Here is an 18190-nt window from a genome sequence, read left to right on the forward strand (position 1 = left end):
TGGGAGCCCTGACGATGAAGAAACGCGCAGCTGCTCTGTGCGGTGCAGCCGCCGTGGTGGCCGGAATGGTCACCGCGGTACCTGCCGACGCGAGCGCCGGCTCCGCGTCCGCGCCCCGCACGGTTTCAGCCGCCTCCGTGGCGAAGCTCGCGTGGAAGAAGTGCGGCAACGACGACTTCCCGACGCTCCAGTGCGCGTCGCTGAAGGTGCCGCTGAACCACTCCAAGCCGAACGGCCGCAAGATCACGCTGGCCCTGTCCCGGGTCAAGCACACCGCGAAGACGTACCAGGGGCCCCTGCTGGTCAACCCGGGCGGCCCGGGCGGCAGCGGTCTCACGCTCGCCGGGTTCGTGGCGTCGTCGCTGCCGAAGAAGGTGGCGGCGCAGTACGACGTCATCGGCTTCGACCCGCGCGGCGTCGGCGCCAGCAAGCCCGCGCTCGACTGCAAGCCGGGCCACTTCAAGCCGGTGCGCCCCGACTCCGTGCCGAGCACCGACAAGATCGAGAAGGCCAACCTCAAGCGCGCGAAGGCCTTCGCCGACGCCTGCGCCAAGAAGCACGGCGACGTGCTGCCGTACATCGACACGATCAGCGCCGTGAAGGACATGGACCTGATCCGCAAGTCGCTCGGCGCCAAGAAGATCAACTACTTCGGGTACTCGTACGGCACCTACCTGGGCGCCGTGTACGCGAAGCTGTTCCCGAACCGCGTACGGCGCGCGGTGCTGGACTCGGTCGTCGACCCGACGGGCGTCTGGTACGAGGACAACATCCAGCAGGACTACGCCTTCAACGACCGCCAGCGGGCGCTGATGGCCTGGATCGCCAAGTACGACAAGACGTACAAGCTCGGCACCGATCCGGAGAAGATCGAGGCCAAGTGGTACGCGATGCGGTCCGCGCTGGCCAAGAAGCCCGCCGGGGGCCTGGTGGGCGCCTCGGAGCTGGAGGACACCTTCATCCCGGGCGGCTACTACAACGGCTACTGGCCCACCCTCGCCGAGGCGTTCTCGACCTATGTGAACAAGAAGGACGTCAAGCCGCTGGTCGCGGCGTACAAGAACTTCGCCGCCATCGACGCCGGGGGCGACAACGGCTACAGCGTCTACGCCGCCGTGCAGTGCCGGGACGCGTCCTGGCCGCGTAACTGGAACCAGTGGCGCAACGACAACTGGGCGGTGTACAAGAAGGCCCCCTTCATGGCCTGGAACAACGCCTGGTACAACGCGCCGTGCGCCTTCTGGCCCACCAAGTCGCTGAACCCCGTGGACGTCTCCAACACCAAGGTGCCGCCGGTCCTGATCTTCCAGGCCACGGACGACGCGGCCACCCCGTACGAGGGCGGCGTCATCACCCACCACCTGCTGCGCGGCTCCAGCCTGGTAGTCGAGCAGGGCGGCGGGAACCACGGCATCACGCTCAGCGGCAACGCCTGCCTGGACAAGCACCTGTCCACGTATCTGAGCAGCGGCAAGGTGCCGCGCGGCACCGGCGAGGTCGACGCGGTCTGCGAGAAGACGGCCGACCCGAAGCCGGCGGCGGCGCAGGTGGCCGGCACCTCCTCGCGGGGTTCGACCCTGCACGGCCTGCTCGGCTTCCGCGGCTAGGGCGTGTTTCGAAAGTAGCGTCGTCCGCCCGGAGGGCGGGACCCGCGGCGTCTGGTGCGGTGCGTCGCAAGGCGGAGGGTCGTCCGCGTACTGGGCGTACGCGGACGACCCCGACAAGGCGGCGAGGTGCCGTGCCAGGCGTCGCGGGGCAGACGGGACTTTCAAAACACGCCCTAGAGCCAGGTGAGGTGAACGTGAAGTGACAGCCCGTCGGGGGCGTTGTCAGACCCACGGTCCACGATGGACCCATGAGTGAACTGACGAGAATTTCCGCCCCCGACGGCGTCGCCCCCACCACCCAGGACGCGCACCTTGTCATGGGCACCGGCCGCTTCGCGGCCGTCTCGGGTCAGCTCGCTCCGGACGAGGACGGCAGGCCGGTCGGCGAGGGCGACCCGGCGGCCCGGACCCGCCAGGTCTTCGAGAACCTGCGGCGCTGCCCGGTCGCCGCGCGCAAGGGCGCCTGATGGGCCCGCGTGTCCGGGACATGACGCTCGCCGACTGCCGTGCCGTCGCCGAGATCCGCATCGGCGGCTGGCGGGCCGCGTACACGGGCCTGATCCCCCGGTCGTACCTCGACGCGCTGGACGTCGACGAGGACACCGAGTTACGGCGCACCATGCTGACGAAGGCCGGCAACCCGGTGGTGAACATTGTCGCCGAGCAGGCCGGGGAGGTCGTCGGATGGGCGGCCCACGGCCCCTACCGTGACGGCGAGGTCCGCACGGCGGACGCCGAGCTGTACACGATCTATGTACGCCCGGGCCACCTCGGCAGCGGGGTGGGCACCGCGCTGCTTCGGGAGTCGCTCGGGCGGTGCACGGCCGCCGGACACGGGCGCGCGTTCCTGTGGGTGCTCAAGGAGAACGTCCGGGCACGGCGTTTCTACGAGCGCCACGGCTTCGTTCCGGACGGCGCCGAGGAGCCGTTCGAGGTGGACGGGGTGGCGGTGCCCGAGGTGCGGTACGTCTTGCGGCTGGGGGATCGAGACGCCCCGTAACGGGGCGCGGGACCGCGTCCGGACATGCGGCTCCGCCGCGTGGGCGCGACCAGCCCCCGCCGGCCCGCAGCTCCGCCACCGCGTTCCCGGCGGAGCGCTAGCGTTGCCCGGGGATGCGGGCCAGCGCGTGCACCGCCGCCTCCGCGAGGTTCGGATGGGCCAGGCACTCGTTCAGTACGGTCCGGGCGCGGGTGTCCCCCAGCGCGCCGAGCCCCTCCACACAGGCGAGGGCGACCCGGCGGTACGGGTCGTGGGGTCTGAGGCGTCGCTCCAGGGTGGTGATCAGCGCGGGTACGGACTCGGGGGCGCGGAGTTCGACGAGCAGTCGTACGGGGTGCAGGGCGTAGGCGACGCGCAGTTCGTTGGTGGCGAGGGCGGCCGCCGCGCGGGCCGTGCGCGGGTCACCGAGGCGGGCCAGGGCGTACGCGGCGGAGGCGCAGCGCGGTGGGTCGCGGTGGTTGAGCAGCAGGACGAGCGACTCGAAGGCCCGGCGGTCCCCTGCGACACCGAGCCGGAAGGCGGCCAACTCCCGCGCCCACAGCGGCTGTCCGGGCTCCGTCAGCACGGCCGCCAGCTCGTCGACGCTGTCCGAGGCCAACAGCCGCTCGTAACCGGCCGCTCCGACCTCCACCTCGGCCCGCACACGCTCCGTGAGCGTTCGCAACTCTTCGTCCATGGTTCGAGCGTAGGGGCCCGGTGTCACTTCGGGGACGTACATCACAAACACGAGGGCTGGCGCGCTCGTTACCCACCGGTTAAGCTCAATCGAGCGAGTTACCCACTCGCGTACTTGCTTGCGACGGCCTGGTGACGCAGCCGTCGTGAGTGCTGGTCGGTTCGGATACTTTCGGCACTCAGTGCCGAAGGACCGCAGTACGACCCGGCTCCGGGACAGGGCCGGTCGGATCAACCGTGAAACCGTGCCATGGGCGTGTGCGCGCCCCGACGGCACGGACGGCACCGGGGCGTGTGCGCTCGCAGCCCCGCCGCATCACCACACCCGCACCCGCAACTCCACGCGCCCGCCGCGCCCTTCGGCGTACTCGAGGCGCTCCTCCCTCAGTCGTCACCCCTCATTCCTGGAGTCCCGCGATGGCCACTCCCCTGTCCCCCGTCTCCCCGCTGAAGACCATTGCCGTGGTCGGCCTCGGCACCATGGGCACCGGCATCGCCGAGGTCCTCGCCCGGGCCGGCCGTGAGGTCATCGGCATCGACATCAGTGAGGCGGCCGCCGCCCGCGCCGTCGCCACACTGGAAGCCTCCACCGAGCGGGCCGTGGCCCGCGGCCGGATCACCGAGCAGGAGCGCGGTGACGTCCTGTCCCGCTTCCGCACCTTCACCGACCTCCAGGCCGCGGCCGACGCCGACCTGGTGATCGAGGTGGTCCCGGAGTCGTACGAGATCAAGCAGCAGGTCTTCCGTGAGCTGGACAGGGTCGTCCGCCCGGAGACCGTCCTCGCCACCGGCACGAACGCCCTGTCGGTCACGCGTCTGGCCGCCGACTCGGCGCGTCCCGAGCGCGTCCTCGGGCTGCACTTCTTCAACCCGGCTCCGGCGATGAAGCTGGTCGAGGTCGTCTCGTCCGTGCTGACCTCGCCCCAGGCCGTCGCCGCCGTCACCGATCTCGCGCTCGACCTGGGCAAGGAGCCCGTCGCGGTCGGCGACCGGCCCGGATTCGTCGCCGACGGACTGCTGTTCGGCTACCTCAACCAGGCCGCCGCGATGTACGAGGCCCGGTACGCCTCCCGCGAGGACATCGACGCGGCGATGAAGCTCGGCTGCGGTCTGCCGATGGGCCCGCTGGCGCTGCTGGACCTGATCGGCGTCGACACCGCGCGTACGGTCCTGGAGGCCATGTACGCCGAGTCCCGCGACCGGCTGCACGCCCCCGCGCCCGTCCTCAAGCAGCTCAGCGAGGCCGGCCTGACCGGCCGCAAGTCGGGGCGCGGTTTCTACACGTATGAGGCCCCGGGCTCGGCGACCGTCGTGCGGGACGCGCTGACCCCGCTGGAGGCAGGCGCCCAGGGGCAGGGCCGTACGATCCGGTCGGTCGGGGTCGCGGGTTCCGGGACCATGGCGTCCGGGATCGCCGAGGTCTTCGCCAAGGCCGGCTACGACGTGGTCCTGGCCGCGCGCAGCGAGGAGAAGGCGCAGGCCGCGAAGGCCCGCATCGGCAAGTCGCTGGCCCGCTCGGTCGACAAGGGCCGGATGACCGCCGAGGTGGCGGCCCAGGCGCTGGACCGGATCACCCCGACGGGCTCGTACGACGCGTTCGCGGACGTCGATCTGGCGCTGGAGGCCGTGGCCGAGGAACTGGAGGTCAAGCGGCAGCTGTTCGCCACCTTCGACAAGGTCTGCAAGCCGGGCGCGATCCTCGCCACCACCACCTCCTCGCTGCCCGTCGTCGCCTGTGCCCGCGCCACCTCGCGCCCGCAGGACGTGATCGGCATGCACTTCTTCAACCCGGCCCCGGCGATGAAGCTGGTCGAGGTGGTCCGTACGGTCCTGACCGCGGACGACGTCCACGCCACCGTCCGCGAGCTGTGCGCCACCATCCGCAAGCACCCGGTGGACTGCGGCGACCGGGCCGGTTTCATCGTGAACGCGCTGTTGTTCCCGTACCTGAACAACGCGATCAAGATGGTCGAGGAGCACTACGCGTCGCTGGACGACATCGACGCGGCGATGAGGCTCGGCGGCGGCTACCCGATGGGTCCGTTCGAACTGCTGGACGTGGTCGGCCTGGACGTCTCGCTGGCCATCGAGAAGGTTCTGCACCGCGAGTTCCGCGACCCGGGGCTGGCCCCGGCGCCGCTGCTGGAGCACCTGGTGGCCGCGGGCTGCCTCGGCCGCAAGACGGGCCGTGGCTTCCGCGAATATGCCAAGCGCTGAGCGTCCGGGCGACTGGTTCCCCACCGGCACGGAGTGGGGCGGACTGCTCAAACCCGCCGCAGACCCCCCGCCCCTGACGGGCGGGGGGATCGGTGGACATGCGCATTCTCCTGCGCAGATGCAGTACGTTCGGGGCATGTCCCAGCCCGCCAAGTCCTCACGTACAGCAGCTACGCCCGACGCGCCGGAGAGTGCCGCGAGCAGTCGCGCCGCCGCCCAACGACTCAAGATGCGCCGGGAACTGGCGGCCGCGGCCATGGAGCTGTTCTCGACGAAGGGGTACGAGGCAACCACCGTCGACGAGATCGCGGCGGCGGCCGGCGTCGCCCGCCGCACCTTCTTCCGCCACTTCCGCTCCAAGGAAGAGGCGATCTTCCCGGACCACGACGACACCCTGATCCGCGCCGAGGCGGTCCTCAACGCGGCCCCCGCGCACGAGCACCCGCTCGACACGGTGTGCCGCGGCATCAAGGAAGTCATGAAGATGTACGCGGCCCGGCCGGAGATCTCGGTCGCCCGCTACAAGCTGACCCGTGAGGTGCCGACCCTGCGGGAGGCAGAGATCGCCTCCGTGGCCCGCTACGAACGCCTCTTCACCCGCTATCTGCTGGGCCACTTCGACGAGCACGCCCACCACGACGACGTGGGCGACGACCCGCTGCTCGCGGAGGTCGCCGCCTCGGCGGTCGTCACCGCGCACAACCACGTGCTGCGGCGCTGGCTCAGGTCCGGTGCCCAGGGCGACGTGGAGGCCCAGCTCGACCACGCCTTCGCGATCGTCCGCAGGACCTTCGGCACCGGCATCGGCGCGGGCCGCACCACGGCCCCGCAGCCGGCCGCCGCGACGGCCTCCACCCACGGCGAGGTCCTGGTCACGGTCGCCCGCACGGACGCCCCCCTCGACGAGGTCATGCGGACCATCGAAGAGGCGCTGCAAAACCGCTGAGACCCTCAGCGGGACCGCTGAAACCGCGATCTACTCATCAGTAGCTGTGAGAACGGCCACCCCGGCGGGTGGCCGTTTTGGCATGTCAGGCCCCCTTTGCCCGCCACGCTGATCGATCATCGCTCAGTTGTTACGTAAAGATTTCACCTGAGCGAACTTTCTGGCACTCGGTGCCTTGCGGGGTGACACGGCGTGCCATACGTTGAAGTAGTCCGAGCGGTCGGCGTACAGAAACCTTCCGTATGCCGACTGTCCCCGCAGCCCGATGGACTGCGCGCCCGGACGCCTGCGTCACAGGCACCCTTCCGCGCCACAAAGCGCCGCCACAACAGCATCCCTCCGCCGAACCGACGGCAGTTCCACAACCAGCTCAGCAGCACCCGACGTAACCCTCAGCAGCGTCTTCCCTCAGGACGCTCGTCGCCGGAGGCACCACCGTGAAGGAAATCCTGGACGCGATCCAGTCGCCGGAGTCCACGTCCGCCGACTTCGCCGCTCTGCCGCTCCCCGAGTCCTACCGCGCGATCACCGTGCACAAGGACGAGACCGAGATGTTCGCGGGCCTCGAGACCCGCGACAAGGACCCCCGCAAGTCGCTGCACCTCGACGAGGTGCCCCTGCCGGAGCTCGGCCCGGGCGAGGCCCTGGTGGCTGTCATGGCCTCCTCGGTCAACTACAACTCCGTGTGGACCTCGATCTTCGAGCCGCTGTCGACCTTCGGCTTCCTGGAGCGCTACGGCCGGCTCAGCGAGCTGACCAAGCGCCACGACCTGCCGTACCACGTCATCGGCTCCGACCTCGCGGGCGTCGTCCTGCGCACCGGCCCGGGCGTCAACGCCTGGAAGCCCGGTGACGAGGTCGTCGCGCACTGCCTCTCCGTCGAGCTGGAGTCGTCCGACGGCCACAACGACACGATGCTCGACCCCGAGCAGCGGATCTGGGGCTTCGAGACGAACTTCGGCGGTCTCGCCGAGATCGCCCTCGTCAAGTCCAACCAGCTGATGCCGAAGCCGGACCACCTCAGCTGGGAGGAGGCCGCCGCTCCGGGCCTGGTCAACTCGACCGCGTACCGCCAGCTGGTCTCCCGCAACGGCGCCGGCATGAAGCAGGGCGACAACGTCCTGATCTGGGGCGCGAGCGGCGGACTCGGCAGCTACGCCACGCAGTTCGCGCTGGCCGGTGGCGCCAACCCGATCTGTGTCGTCTCCAGCGACCAGAAGGCGGACATCTGCCGGGCGATGGGCGCCGAGGCGATCATCGACCGCAACGCCGAGGACTACAAGTTCTGGAAGGACGAGCACAACCAGGACCCCAGGGAGTGGAAGCGCTTCGGCAAGCGCATCCGTGAGCTGACCGACGGCGAGGACGTCGACATCGTCTTCGAGCACCCGGGCCGCGAGACCTTCGGCGCCTCCGTCTACGTCACGCGCAAGGGCGGCACGATCGTCACCTGCGCCTCGACCTCGGGCTACAACCACGAGTACGACAACCGCTACCTGTGGATGTCCCTGAAGCGGATCATCGGCTCGCACTTCGCCAACTACCGCGAGGCCTGGGAGGCCAACCGGCTGATCGCGAAGGGCAAGATCCACCCGACGCTCTCCAAGGTCTACTCCCTGGAGGAGACCGGGCAGGCCGCGTACGACGTGCACCGCAACCTCCATCAGGGCAAGGTCGGCGTGCTCGCGCTGGCCCCCGAGGAAGGGCTGGGCGTGCGCGACCACGAGAAGCGCGCGCAGCACATCGACGCCATCAACCGCTTCCGCAACATCTGAGGTCACAGATGACTGAGCGTCAGAAGGACCGGCCGTGGCTCATGCGCACGTACGCAGGTCACTCCACGGCCGAGGCGTCCAACGAGCTGTACCGGCGTAACCTCGCCAAGGGCCAGACCGGTCTGTCGGTGGCGTTCGACCTGCCGACGCAGACCGGCTACGACTCCGACCACATCCTCGCCCGCGGCGAGGTCGGCAGGGTCGGCGTGCCGGTCGCGCACCTCGGTGACATGCGCAGGCTGTTCCAGGACATCCCCCTGGAGCAGATGAACACCTCGATGACCATCAACGCCACCGCCATGTGGCTGCTGGCGCTCTACCAGGTCGTCGCTGAGGAGCAGGGCGTGGACATCACGCAGCTCCAGGGGACGACCCAGAACGACATCGTCAAGGAGTACCTGTCCCGCGGCACGCATGTGTTCCCGCCGGTGCCGAGTCTGCGCCTGACGACGGACATGATCGCGTACACGGTCTCCCACATCCCGAAGTGGAACCCGATCAACATCTGCAGCTACCACCTGCAGGAGGCCGGGGCCACGCCGGTGCAGGAGATCGCGTACGCGATGTCCACGGCGATCGCCGTCCTGGACGCCGTCCGCGACAGCGGTCAGGTGCCCGCCGAGAAGTTCGGTGACGTCGTCGCCCGTATCTCCTTCTTCGTGAACGCGGGCGTCCGCTTCATCGAGGAGATGTGCAAGATGCGGGCGTTCGGCCGCATCTGGGACAAGGTCACGCGCGAGCGGTACGGCATCGAGAACGCCAAGCAGCGCCGCTTCCGCTACGGCGTGCAGGTCAACTCCCTCGGGCTGACCGAGGCGCAGCCGGAGAACAACGTCCAGCGGATCGTGCTGGAGATGCTGGCCGTGACCCTCTCCAAGGACGCCCGCGCGCGTGCCGTGCAGCTGCCGGCCTGGAACGAGGCCCTCGGTCTTCCCCGGCCGTGGGACCAGCAGTGGTCGCTGCGCATCCAGCAGGTGCTGGCACACGAGAGCGATCTGCTGGAGTACGAGGACATCTTCGAGGGTTCGCACGTCATCGAGGCGAAGGTCGCGAAGCTGGTCGAGGAGTCGCTCACCGAGATCGACCGGATCCAGGAGATGGGCGGCGCGATGGCCGCCGTCGAGTCGGGCTACCTGAAGTCGCAGCTCGTCTCCTCGCACGCCGAGCGCCGGGGGCGGATCGAGTCCGGGCAGGAGAAGATCGTCGGCGTCAACATCTTCGAGTCGACCGAGCCGAACCCGCTGACCGCCGACCTGGACGCGGCGATCCAGACGGTCGACCCGGCGGTCGAGGCCCGGGTGATCGCGTCGCTGCGGAACTGGCGCGACACCCGCTACCAGCCGCCCTTCAACCACCCGCGCCCGTGCAAGGCGCTGGAGCGGCTGAAGGAGGCCGCCAAGGGCACCGACAACCTCATGGAGGCCACCCTGGAGTGCGCCCGCGCCGGGGTCACGACCGGCGAGTGGGCAGGGGCCCTGCGCGAGGTGTTCGGGGAGTTCCGGGCGCCGACCGGGGTCTCGTCGGCGCCGGTGGCGGTCCCCGTCGAGGAAGGCTCGGCCCTGAGCGGGGTGCGCCGCAAGGTGGAGCTGACGGCGAAGGACCTGAACGTCGGCAAGCTGCGCTTCCTGGTCGGCAAGCCGGGCCTGGACGGGCACTCCAACGGGGCCGAGCAGATCGCCGTGCGGGCCCGTGACGCCGGGTTCGAGGTGGTCTACCAGGGCATCCGGCTGACCCCCGAGCAGATCGTGGACGCGGCCCTGGCGGAGGACGTGCACGCGGTCGGGCTGTCCATCCTCTCCGGCTCGCACGCGCAGCTCGTGCCGGACGTGCTGGAGCGGCTGCGGGAGGCCGGTGCGCACGACATCCCGGTGATCGCCGGCGGGATCATCCCGAACGGCGACGCCGAGCAGCTCAGGGCCGCCGGAGTGGCCGCGGTCTTCACCCCGAAGGACTTCGACATCACCGGGATCATCGGCCGTATCGTCGACGAGATCCGCAAAGCGAACAAGCTCGACCCCCTGGAGGTCCCCGCATGACCGTCAACCGTCTGCGTCCCCGCCGCTCGTGTCTCGCGGTACCGGGAAGCAACCCCCGCTTCCTGGAGAAGGCGCAGGGCCTCCCGGCGGACCAGGTCTTCCTCGACCTGGAGGACGCGTGCGCGCCGCTCGCCAAGCCCGAGGCGCGGCACACCATCGTCAAGTTCCTCAACGAGGGCGACTGGACGGGCAAGACGCGGGTCGTGCGCGTCAACGACTGGACGACCGAGTGGACGTACCGCGACGTCGTGACGGTGGTCGAGGGAGCCGGCCAGAACCTCGACTGCATCATGCTGCCGAAGGTGCAGACCGCGCAGCAGGTCGTCGCCCTCGACCTCCTGCTGACCCAGATCGAGAAGACGATGGGCTTCGAGGTCGGCAAGATCGGCATCGAGGCGCAGATCGAGAACGCGCAGGGTCTGAACAACGTCAACGAGATCGCGACGGCGTCCCAGCGCGTCGAGACGATCATCTTCGGACCGGCCGACTTCATGGCGTCGATCAACATGAAGTCGCTGGTCGTGGGCGAGCAGCCGCCCGGCTACCCGGCGGACGCCTACCACTACATCCTGATGAAGATCCTGATGGCCGCCCGTGCCAACAACCTCCAGGCGATCGACGGCCCCTACCTGCAGATCCGCAACATCGACGGCTATCGCGAGGTCGCGCAGCGTGCCGCCGCGCTCGGCTTCGACGGCAAGTGGGTGCTGCACCCGGGCCAGGTCGAGGCGTCCAACGAGATCTTCTCGCCCTCCCAGGAGGACTACGACCACGCCGAGCTGATCCTGGACGCGTACGACTACTACACGTCCGAGGCGGGCGGCAGGAAGGGCTCGGCGATGCTCGGCGACGAGATGATCGACGAGGCCAGCCGCAAGATGGCCCTGGTCATCTCCGGCAAGGGACGCGCCGCCGGCATGCAGCGCACGTCGAAGTTCGAGATCCCGGAGGCCTGAGCGCGATGCAGTTCGGACGCACCTACGAGGAGTTCGAGGTCGGGGCGGTCTACAAGCACTGGCCCGGGAAGACGGTCACGGAGTACGACGACCACCTCTTCTGTCTCCTCACCATGAACCACCACCCGCTCCACATGGACACCAACTACGCGGAGAAGACGACCGACTTCGGCAAGAACGTCGTCGTGGGGAACTACATCTACTCGCTGCTGCTCGGCATGTCCGTCCCGGACATCTCGGGCAAGGCCATCGCCAACCTGGAGATCGAGTCGCTGAAGCACGTGGCGCCGACCTTCCACGGCGACACGATCTACGGCGAGACGACCGTGCTCGACAAGTGGCCGTCGAAGTCGAAGAACGACCGCGGGATCGTGTACGTGGAGACCAAGGGCTACAAGCAGGACGGCACGCTGGTGTGCGTGTTCCGCCGCAAGGTGATGGTGCCGACCGAGACGTACATCAAGGAGCGCGGCGGCGAGCAGCCCGGCCGCCCCCAGCTCAAGGAGCAGGAGAAGTAGCCATGGCGCGACTCGCCCAGACCCACGGACTGACCGACGTCCAGCAGGAGATCCTGTCGACGGTCCGCGACTTCGTGGACAAGGAGATCATCCCGGTCGCGACGGAGCTGGAGCACCGCGACGAGTACCCGCAGCAGATCGTCGACGGTCTGAAGGAGCTGGGGCTCTTCGGTCTGATGATCCCCGAGGAGTACGGCGGTCTGGGCGAGTCCCTGCTCACGTACGCGCTGTGCGTGGAGGAGATCGCCCGGGGCTGGATGTCGGTGTCCGGGATCATCAACACGCACTTCATCGTGGCGTACATGCTCAAGCAGCACGGCACCGAGGAGCAGAAGAACCACTTCCTGCCGAGGATGGCGGCCGGTGACGTCCGGGGCGCCTTCTCGATGTCGGAGCCGGGGCTCGGCTCCGATGTGTCGGCGATCACATCGAAGGCGGTCAAGGACGGCGACGAGTACGTCCTGAACGGTCAGAAGATGTGGCTCACGAACGGCGGGACGTCAACGCTCGTCGCCGTACTCGTCCGAAGTGAGGAAGGACACCCGGAGGGGACCGCTCCGCACAAGTCGATGACGACCTTCTTGATCGAGAAGGAGCCCGGATTCGGAGAGGTCCTGCCCGGACTCACCATTCCCGGGAAGATTGACAAGATGGGTTACAAGGGCGTAGACACGACCGAACTCATCATGGACGGACTACGCATTCCGGCCAATCGTGTACTCGGCGGCACCACCGGCCGAGGGTTTTACCAAATGATGGACGGTGTCGAGGTTGGACGCGTGAATGTGGCGGCCCGTGGCTGCGGTGTCGCACAGCGTGCATTCGAACTCGGCGTCCAGTACGCCCAGCAGCGGCACACTTTCGGCAAGCAGATCGCCCAGCACCAGGCGATCCAGTTCAAGCTGGCCGAGATGGCCACCAAGGTCGAGGCCGCTCATGCAATGATGGTGAACGCAGCACGCAAAAAGGACTCCGGAGAACGAAACGACCTCGAAGCAGGAATGGCGAAGTACCTCGCCTCCGAATACTGCAAAGAAGTCGTCGAGGACGCCTTCCGGATCCACGGCGGTTACGGCTTCTCCAAGGAGTACGAGATCGAGCGCCTCTACCGCGAGGCGCCGATGCTGCTGATCGGCGAAGGTACCGCCGAAATCCAGAAAATGATCATCGGTCGCCGACTGCTCGAAGAGTATCGATTCCAGGGCTAGCCCAGGGTTGAATGTCTGGTTTGGGGTGTTTTCTTCGAGAAGAAGATCACACCCCGTCAGCACTCTTCGGCCGTCGACTCGGCTTCCTGGCTTGCCCAGTTGTGGCCCGCGACCGGTACGATCCCGGAAAGCCGCCGTCCCCAGTCACCGCGCGGCATCGTCCGCTACGAAGGTCATCCATGCCCCACAGCCAAACCTCTGCACCTCGCGGCCGGGTCCGCCTCGCGCGCGGAGCATCGCCGTGGCTTCTCCCGACCGTCGCCACCGCAGCCCTCAGCCTCGCCCGTTCGCGCCGCTCCGGCGCCGCCCGGGCCGTGGCCGTACCCGCCACCGCGCTCGCGGCCGGCATGCTGTGGTTCTTCCGCGACCCCGAGCGTGAGATCGCCCAGGGCCGAGTCATCTCGCCCGCCGACGGTGTGGTGCAGAGCATCATGCCGTGGAAGGACGGCCGCACTCGCGTCGCGATCTTCATGAGCCCGCTGAACGTCCACGTGAACCGCGCGCCGCTCTCCGGTACGGTCACGTCGGTGGAGCACATCCCCGGTGGGTTCGTCCCGGCGTTCAACAAGGAGAGCGAGAACAACGAGCGCGTCGTCTGGCACTTCGACACCGAACTCGGTGACATCGAGATGATCCAGATCGCCGGCGCCGTGGCTCGCCGCATCGTTCCGTACATCCCTGAGGGCACCAAGGTCGAGCAGGGTGACCGGATCGGCCTGATCCGCTTCGGCTCGCGCGTCGACATCTACCTCCCGGAGGGTGTCGAGGTCGACGTCGAGGTGGGGCAGAAGACCGTGGCTGGGGTGACTCGCATTGACCGTGATTGATCCTGATACACAGACCGGCTGGGTGCCGGAGGCCGACGAGGCGGACGACGACGCGGAGGAGATGCCGCTGTCACTGCGTCTGTCGATAGCGGACACCCTCACCCTCGGCAACGCCACGTGCGGCTTCATGGCGGTGTACTTCACCACCACGGGCATCCTGATCCCGCACCTCACCGGCAGCCAGGAGTCGGGCATGGCCCGGCACAGCGCGGCCACGGCCGTGATCCTGATGCTGTGCGCGGCGATCTTCGACCTGTTCGACGGCCTGGTGGCGCGCAAGCTGCGCTCCTCGCCGATGGGCGCGGAGCTGGACAACCTCTCCGACCTCATCAGCTTCGGCCTGGCTCCCGCGTACTTCGTCCTCGTCTACGGCATGGTCGCGGACGACGCTCACCAGCGGATGGCGGCACTGGGGGCCATCGTGGTGCTGCTGGCGGTGGTGCTGAGGCTCGCGAGATTCTCGTGCGTGACGGTGAAGGACGGCACGTTCCAGGGCATGCCGTCGCCGTTCGGCGCGCTGACCGTCGTCTCGATCGTGCTGCTTGAGCTGCCTTTCGTGGCGACCCTCCTTGCGATCCTCGGTACGGCGTGGCTGATGGTGAGCCGGGTCGAGTACCCGAAGCCGCGAGGGCCCCTCGCGGGAGCGATGCTCTCCTGGATCGTCCTCTCGATGGGTCTGCTGGCGGCCTGGGCCTTCGACGCCCCCGGCGGTCAGCTCCTCCTCCAGACGGGCTGCGCGCTGCAGCTCGTGATGGGCGCGGTGATCCCCCTCTTCGCCACGGCGCGGCGGGTGAACAACTTCCGCGGCAACCGGCGTGAGGCGCGGGCGGCGCAGTTGCCGTGACGCTCCGCTGATGGCGCGGCGTAGGGCCCCGGACCAGGTTTGGTTCGGGGCCCTACGCTTTGGGTGCGTGCGCCTTTCGCTGTGTGTGCGTGCTCGGCGTCGCTGCGGGCCTTCCCGGGGGCCTCAGCCCGCAGACCCCCGGCCTGTGCCCACCCACGGCCGACCCGGTCGGTCCATGGGTGAGAGTCGAAAGACCAAGAGACAGACCAAGAGACAGGGACGGCTCAGCCGGTCGGGGCCTGAGGATGCTCAGGTCAGGAAGTCCCGTGCGATCCGTTCCGCCACGTCCTCCAGGATCGGGCCCGCCTCCGCGATGCACCTCGCCACGTCCGGCTCCTGATCGGTCAGGGGGTACACCCGGCGGATGCCGGCCCTTCCCAGGGCCTTCGGTGGCAGGGCGAGGCGTCCGCACACCGCGACGACCTCCTTGTCCGCCGCCCGGGCCGCCGCGGCGACGCCCGCAGGGGCCTTGCCGTGCAGGGTCTGTTCGTCCAGTGAGCCCTCGCCGGTGATCACCAGGGTCGCCTTCTCCAGGGCCGTGGCGAAGCCCAGGACGTCGAGCATCACCTCGATGCCGGGGCGGAAGCGCGCGCCGAGGATCAGGGCGCCGTAGCCGATGCCGCCCGCGGCCCCGGCGCCGGGAGCGAGCGCGTGCTCGGCCGCACGGGCCCCCACCACCTTCTCCAGGACGGTGGCGAAGTGCGCGAGCGCCGTGTCGAGGGTCGTGACGTCCTCCGCACTCGCTCCCTTCTGCGGGCCGTACACGGCGGGGGCGCCCTTGGGGCCGGTCAGCGGGTTGTCTACGTCGCTCGCCAGAACGAAGTCGATGGACGCGAGACGTGCGTCGAGGGCCGACAGGTCCGCCGTCACCAGGTCGCGCAGACCTCCGCCGCCGGGCCCCACCGGCTCGCCGAAGGCGTCCAGGAAGCGGGCGCCGAGCGCGGCGAGCATGCCGGCGCCGCCGTCGGTCGTCGCGCTGCCGCCCACGCCGAACACGATCGTCCGCGCACCCGCGTCCAGCGCGGCACGCAGCAGCTCCCCGGAGCCGTACGTCGACGCCGTGAGCGGGGCGAAGACCCCGGCGGGCAGTCGCTGCAACCCACTGGCCTCGGCCATCTCCACCACGGCCGTGTCGCCGCGCAGGGCGTACGCCGCCGTCACGGGCTCGCCGAGCGGCCCGGCGACTCGTACCTCACGTCGTTCGAAGCCGGCCGCGACCGCCGCGGCCACCGTGCCGTCGCCTCCGTCGGCCACCGGCAGCGCCTCGACCTCGAGAGCGGGCAGCACGCGGCGCAGCCCCGCCGTCACCCGTTCGGCGACCTGGACGGCCGTCAGCGATCCCTTGAACTTGTCCGCGGCGATCAGCACCCGCGGGGTCCCCCTGAGGTTTCCCGTAACCGTTCCGTCCACAGCAGCGTCCGCCACCTTTGCATTCCCCTCGCTCATCGGGCCTTGCACATGTCAAGGCAGTCGCGCCGCTGCGACCCTAACCGGACCCGGACGCATCCGTCATGCCCAGGAACGGTGCGTATCACCCGTCGAACAGAAAGCGCTTCCTAGACCGGATGGAAATCGTGGCTCCGCCGACCGACGCGCGTCCGTGGCCGGAATTGGGTAAACCTTCAGCCATGATCCCTGTGGGCACCGAACTCGCCGCTCTGGGCACCGAACTCGCCGACCGCGTGCTCGGGGGCTGGCTCGGCCGGATCGCGGGCAACATGCTCGGCAAACCGGTCGAGCAGGGCGACCGCTGGACGCGGGAGCGCATCGACCGCTATCTGCGGCGGGCGGACGCCCTGCCCCTCACCGACTACCTCCCGGAGCCCGTCGACGAGGCCGACGCCCTCGCCCTGCGCCCCGAGTGGCGCCAGTGCGTGCGCGGGCGTGTCCACGGCAGCTGCCGGGACGACGACGTCGACTACGCGATCCTGGGCCTCGACCTCCTGGAGACCCACGGCTTCGGCTTCAGCACCGAGCAGGTCGGCGATCTGTGGCTGCTGCGGCTGCCGTATCTGCAGACGTTCACGGCGGAGCGGGCCGCCTATCGCAATCTCGCCAACGGTCTGAAACCGCCCCTGACCGCCACGTACGACAACCCGTACCAGGAGTGGATCGGTGCCCTCATCCGCGCCGACATCCACGGCTGGACCTCCCCGGGACTGCCCCGCCGCGCCGCCTCGCTGGCCCGTCGCGACGCCGTCCTGTCGCACACCGGCAACGGTGTGTACGGGGCTATGTGGGCCGCGGCCCTGATCGCGGCGGCGTTCACCGGAACGGGTGCGCGGGACGCCCTGGAGGAGGCGCTGGCCGTGATCCCGGCGAGCAGCCGGCTCGCTCGTACCGTGCGCCGGGTCATGTCCCTCCACGGCACCCGGATGAGCTGGGAGGACACGCTCACCACCGTGAGCGAGGAGACCTCCGGGCTGGGCTGGATCCACACGGTCCCGAACGCCGCCGTACTCACCGCCGGGCTCCTCTACGGCGACGGCGACTTCACCCGCACCATCGCGCTGACCGTCCGGGGAGGCCTGGACACCGACTCGAACGGCGCGACCGCCGGTTCGGTGGCGGGGGTGCTGTGCGGGGCGTCCGCGATCCCGCCGCAGTGGACGCGGCCGCTGGAGGACACCGTACGGAGCGCCGTGTTCGGCTTCGACGGGGCGCGGATCAGCGCACTCGCCGAGCGGACGGTGCGCTTGGCGGAGGCCGGGGTCCAGGGCGGCTGAGTGCGCGGGTGGAGCCTTGTGGGTGACGACCGGCGTGGTCGCCGCTGATTACGCTTTCCGGATGACCACTCAAGACTTCGCCACGTACCTCGCGAGCCTGCCCCGTGTGCTGGCCGGTGCCGCCGCGATCTTCCGGGACGCCGAGGGCCGGGTCCTGCTCGTCGAGCCCAACTACCGCGAGGGCTGGGCGCTGCCGGGCGGCACGATCGAGTCCGACGACGGGGAGACGCCGAGGCAGGGCGCGCGGCGCGAGACGGCCGAGGAGATCGGGCTGGACGTGGAGCTCGGGCGGCTGCTCGCCGTGGACTGGGTGCAGTGGCCCGGGCGGCAGCCGCTCGTGGCGTACGTCTACGACGGCGGGGTGCTCGGCGAGGACGACCTGATGCGGATCCGGCTCCAGGAGGAGGAACTCCTGTCGTGGCGGCTCGTCCCGCGGGACGGACTGGCCGGATATCTCCCGGGCCCGCTCGGCCGTCGCGTGCTCGCCGCGCTCGACGCGCTGGCCGACGGAACGGGGACGGTGGAGTTGGAGAACGGCCACCGGGTGGGCTGAGCCGACCGCCGCTCACCAGGGCCGGACCGCTATAACGGTCGTACGAACGGTTACAGGAGTCAGCTGACATATCGTCAACTCGCTTGTGCGGAAAGTGAGAAGAGTGCGCGATTCACGTTAATAGAACTTTAAAACGCTGGCTGAAATCGCTCCCCGTCTGTCAATCCAGCCTCTAGGGTGAACTTCAGACCCTGTCCGGGCGGTGCCGCCTTCCGCGCCTCGGAAGCGGTCGCCGGGAGCCGCCCGGACAAGCCGGCCTCCCTCTCCCCCCACTGCGGGCCGCTTCTCGCCCGTCAACACCC

15 protein-coding genes and 1 pseudogene are annotated in these 18190 nt (G+C 69.3%); 14 read left to right on the forward strand and 2 right to left on the reverse strand.

The annotated features are described in order from the left end of the window. Positions 1–14: 14 nt before the first annotated feature. From SGFS_RS14590 to SGFS_RS14600, 3 genes and pseudogenes are all read left to right on the forward strand, one after another. On the forward strand, positions 15–1607 hold the full coding sequence (locus SGFS_RS14590) for an alpha/beta hydrolase (protein WP_286250502.1): 1593 nt from the start codon (positions 15–17) through the stop codon (positions 1605–1607). Between the two features lie 248 nt (positions 1608–1855). Next, positions 1856–2059, forward strand: a pseudogene (locus SGFS_RS14595) (Rid family hydrolase); the annotation flags it as partial. A gap of 14 nt (positions 2060–2073) precedes the next feature. Next, positions 2074–2607, forward strand: coding sequence for a GNAT family N-acetyltransferase (locus SGFS_RS14600; protein WP_286250504.1), 534 nt, complete (start codon positions 2074–2076; stop codon positions 2605–2607). Positions 2608–2704: 97 nt separating this feature from the next. On the opposite strand, the gene SGFS_RS14605 is transcribed toward SGFS_RS14600, so the two are convergent. Further along, the gene (locus SGFS_RS14605) at positions 2705–3283 is read right to left on the reverse strand and encodes an adenylosuccinate lyase (RefSeq protein ID WP_286250505.1); all 579 of its coding nucleotides are present in this window, start codon (positions 3281–3283) and stop codon (positions 2705–2707) included. A gap of 416 nt (positions 3284–3699) precedes the next feature. Between SGFS_RS14605 and SGFS_RS14610 the strand changes: the two genes are divergently transcribed. The 9 genes from SGFS_RS14610 to pssA all read left to right on the forward strand — a co-directional run bounded on the left by SGFS_RS14610 (position 3700) and on the right by pssA (position 14609). After that, the gene (locus SGFS_RS14610) at positions 3700–5499 is read left to right on the forward strand and encodes a 3-hydroxyacyl-CoA dehydrogenase family protein (RefSeq protein WP_286250506.1); all 1800 of its coding nucleotides are present in this window, start codon (positions 3700–3702) and stop codon (positions 5497–5499) included. A gap of 136 nt (positions 5500–5635) precedes the next feature. Further along, positions 5636–6445, forward strand: coding sequence for a TetR family transcriptional regulator (locus SGFS_RS14615; RefSeq protein WP_286250507.1), 810 nt, complete (start codon positions 5636–5638; stop codon positions 6443–6445). Positions 6446–6882: 437 nt separating this feature from the next. Further along, on the forward strand, positions 6883–8220 hold the full coding sequence (gene ccrA, locus SGFS_RS14620; RefSeq protein ID WP_286250508.1) for a crotonyl-CoA carboxylase/reductase: 1338 nt from the start codon (positions 6883–6885) through the stop codon (positions 8218–8220). A gap of 8 nt (positions 8221–8228) precedes the next feature. Next, positions 8229–10256, forward strand: a complete 2028-nt coding sequence (locus SGFS_RS14625) for a protein meaA (RefSeq protein WP_286250509.1) — start codon at positions 8229–8231, stop codon at positions 10254–10256. Beyond that, positions 10253–11212 (forward strand): HpcH/HpaI aldolase/citrate lyase family protein, encoded by a 960-nt coding sequence (locus SGFS_RS14630; protein WP_286250510.1) that lies wholly within the window; start codon positions 10253–10255, stop codon positions 11210–11212. Before SGFS_RS14625 ends, SGFS_RS14630 begins: the two co-directional genes overlap by 4 nt. Positions 11213–11217: 5 nt before the next feature. Then, a complete protein-coding gene (locus tag SGFS_RS14635; RefSeq protein WP_286250511.1) occupies positions 11218–11730 on the forward strand; it encodes a MaoC family dehydratase in 513 nt (170 codons plus the stop codon). A 2-nt stretch (positions 11731–11732) separates the two neighbouring features. Continuing rightward, positions 11733–12938 (forward strand): acyl-CoA dehydrogenase family protein, encoded by a 1206-nt coding sequence (locus SGFS_RS14640; protein WP_286250512.1) that lies wholly within the window; start codon positions 11733–11735, stop codon positions 12936–12938. A gap of 179 nt (positions 12939–13117) precedes the next feature. Next, positions 13118–13765, forward strand: coding sequence for a phosphatidylserine decarboxylase (locus SGFS_RS14645; protein WP_286250513.1), 648 nt, complete (start codon positions 13118–13120; stop codon positions 13763–13765). Next, positions 13752–14609 (forward strand): CDP-diacylglycerol--serine O-phosphatidyltransferase, encoded by an 858-nt coding sequence (pssA, locus tag SGFS_RS14650; RefSeq protein ID WP_286250514.1) that lies wholly within the window; start codon positions 13752–13754, stop codon positions 14607–14609. The genes SGFS_RS14645 and pssA overlap by 14 nt, the downstream gene beginning before the upstream one ends. Positions 14610–14858: 249 nt before the next feature. Here pssA and SGFS_RS14655 read toward each other — a convergent pair whose 3' ends face one another. Then, positions 14859–15977, reverse strand: a complete 1119-nt coding sequence (locus tag SGFS_RS14655) for a glycerate kinase (RefSeq protein WP_286250516.1) — start codon at positions 15975–15977, stop codon at positions 14859–14861. Positions 15978–16237: 260 nt separating this feature from the next. On the opposite strand from SGFS_RS14655, the gene SGFS_RS14660 reads away from it, so the two are divergent. Both SGFS_RS14660 and SGFS_RS14665 read left to right on the forward strand, forming a co-directional pair. Further along, on the forward strand, positions 16238–17335 hold the full coding sequence (locus tag SGFS_RS14660) for an ADP-ribosylglycohydrolase family protein (RefSeq protein WP_286250518.1): 1098 nt from the start codon (positions 16238–16240) through the stop codon (positions 17333–17335). A 61-nt stretch (positions 17336–17396) separates the two neighbouring features. Beyond that, on the forward strand, positions 17397–17888 hold the full coding sequence (locus SGFS_RS14665) for an NUDIX domain-containing protein (protein ID WP_286250520.1): 492 nt from the start codon (positions 17397–17399) through the stop codon (positions 17886–17888). The last annotated feature ends 302 nt before the right edge of the window (positions 17889–18190 follow it).

Source organism: Streptomyces graminofaciens (assembly GCF_030294945.1).
GTDB lineage: Bacteria > Actinomycetota > Actinomycetes > Streptomycetales > Streptomycetaceae > Streptomyces > Streptomyces graminofaciens.

Coding starts and splice junctions, on each gene's coding strand:
- SGFS_RS14605 (WP_286250505.1), bottom strand. CDS start 3,283: ATGGACGAAGAGTTGCGAACGCTCACGGAGCGTGTGCGGGCCGAGGTG.
- SGFS_RS14610 (WP_286250506.1), top strand. CDS start 3,700: ATGGCCACTCCCCTGTCCCCCGTCTCCCCGCTGAAGACCATTGCCGTG.
- SGFS_RS14625 (WP_286250509.1), top strand. CDS start 8,229: ATGACTGAGCGTCAGAAGGACCGGCCGTGGCTCATGCGCACGTACGCA.
- SGFS_RS14630 (WP_286250510.1), top strand. CDS start 10,253: ATGACCGTCAACCGTCTGCGTCCCCGCCGCTCGTGTCTCGCGGTACCG.
- SGFS_RS14615 (WP_286250507.1), top strand. CDS start 5,636: ATGTCCCAGCCCGCCAAGTCCTCACGTACAGCAGCTACGCCCGACGCG.
- SGFS_RS14640 (WP_286250512.1), top strand. CDS start 11,733: ATGGCGCGACTCGCCCAGACCCACGGACTGACCGACGTCCAGCAGGAG.
- SGFS_RS14665 (WP_286250520.1), top strand. CDS start 17,397: ATGACCACTCAAGACTTCGCCACGTACCTCGCGAGCCTGCCCCGTGTG.
- SGFS_RS14660 (WP_286250518.1), top strand. CDS start 16,238: ATGATCCCTGTGGGCACCGAACTCGCCGCTCTGGGCACCGAACTCGCC.
- SGFS_RS14600 (WP_286250504.1), top strand. CDS start 2,074: ATGGGCCCGCGTGTCCGGGACATGACGCTCGCCGACTGCCGTGCCGTC.
- SGFS_RS14590 (WP_286250502.1), top strand. CDS start 15: ATGAAGAAACGCGCAGCTGCTCTGTGCGGTGCAGCCGCCGTGGTGGCC.
- SGFS_RS14645 (WP_286250513.1), top strand. CDS start 13,118: ATGCCCCACAGCCAAACCTCTGCACCTCGCGGCCGGGTCCGCCTCGCG.
- SGFS_RS14635 (WP_286250511.1), top strand. CDS start 11,218: ATGCAGTTCGGACGCACCTACGAGGAGTTCGAGGTCGGGGCGGTCTAC.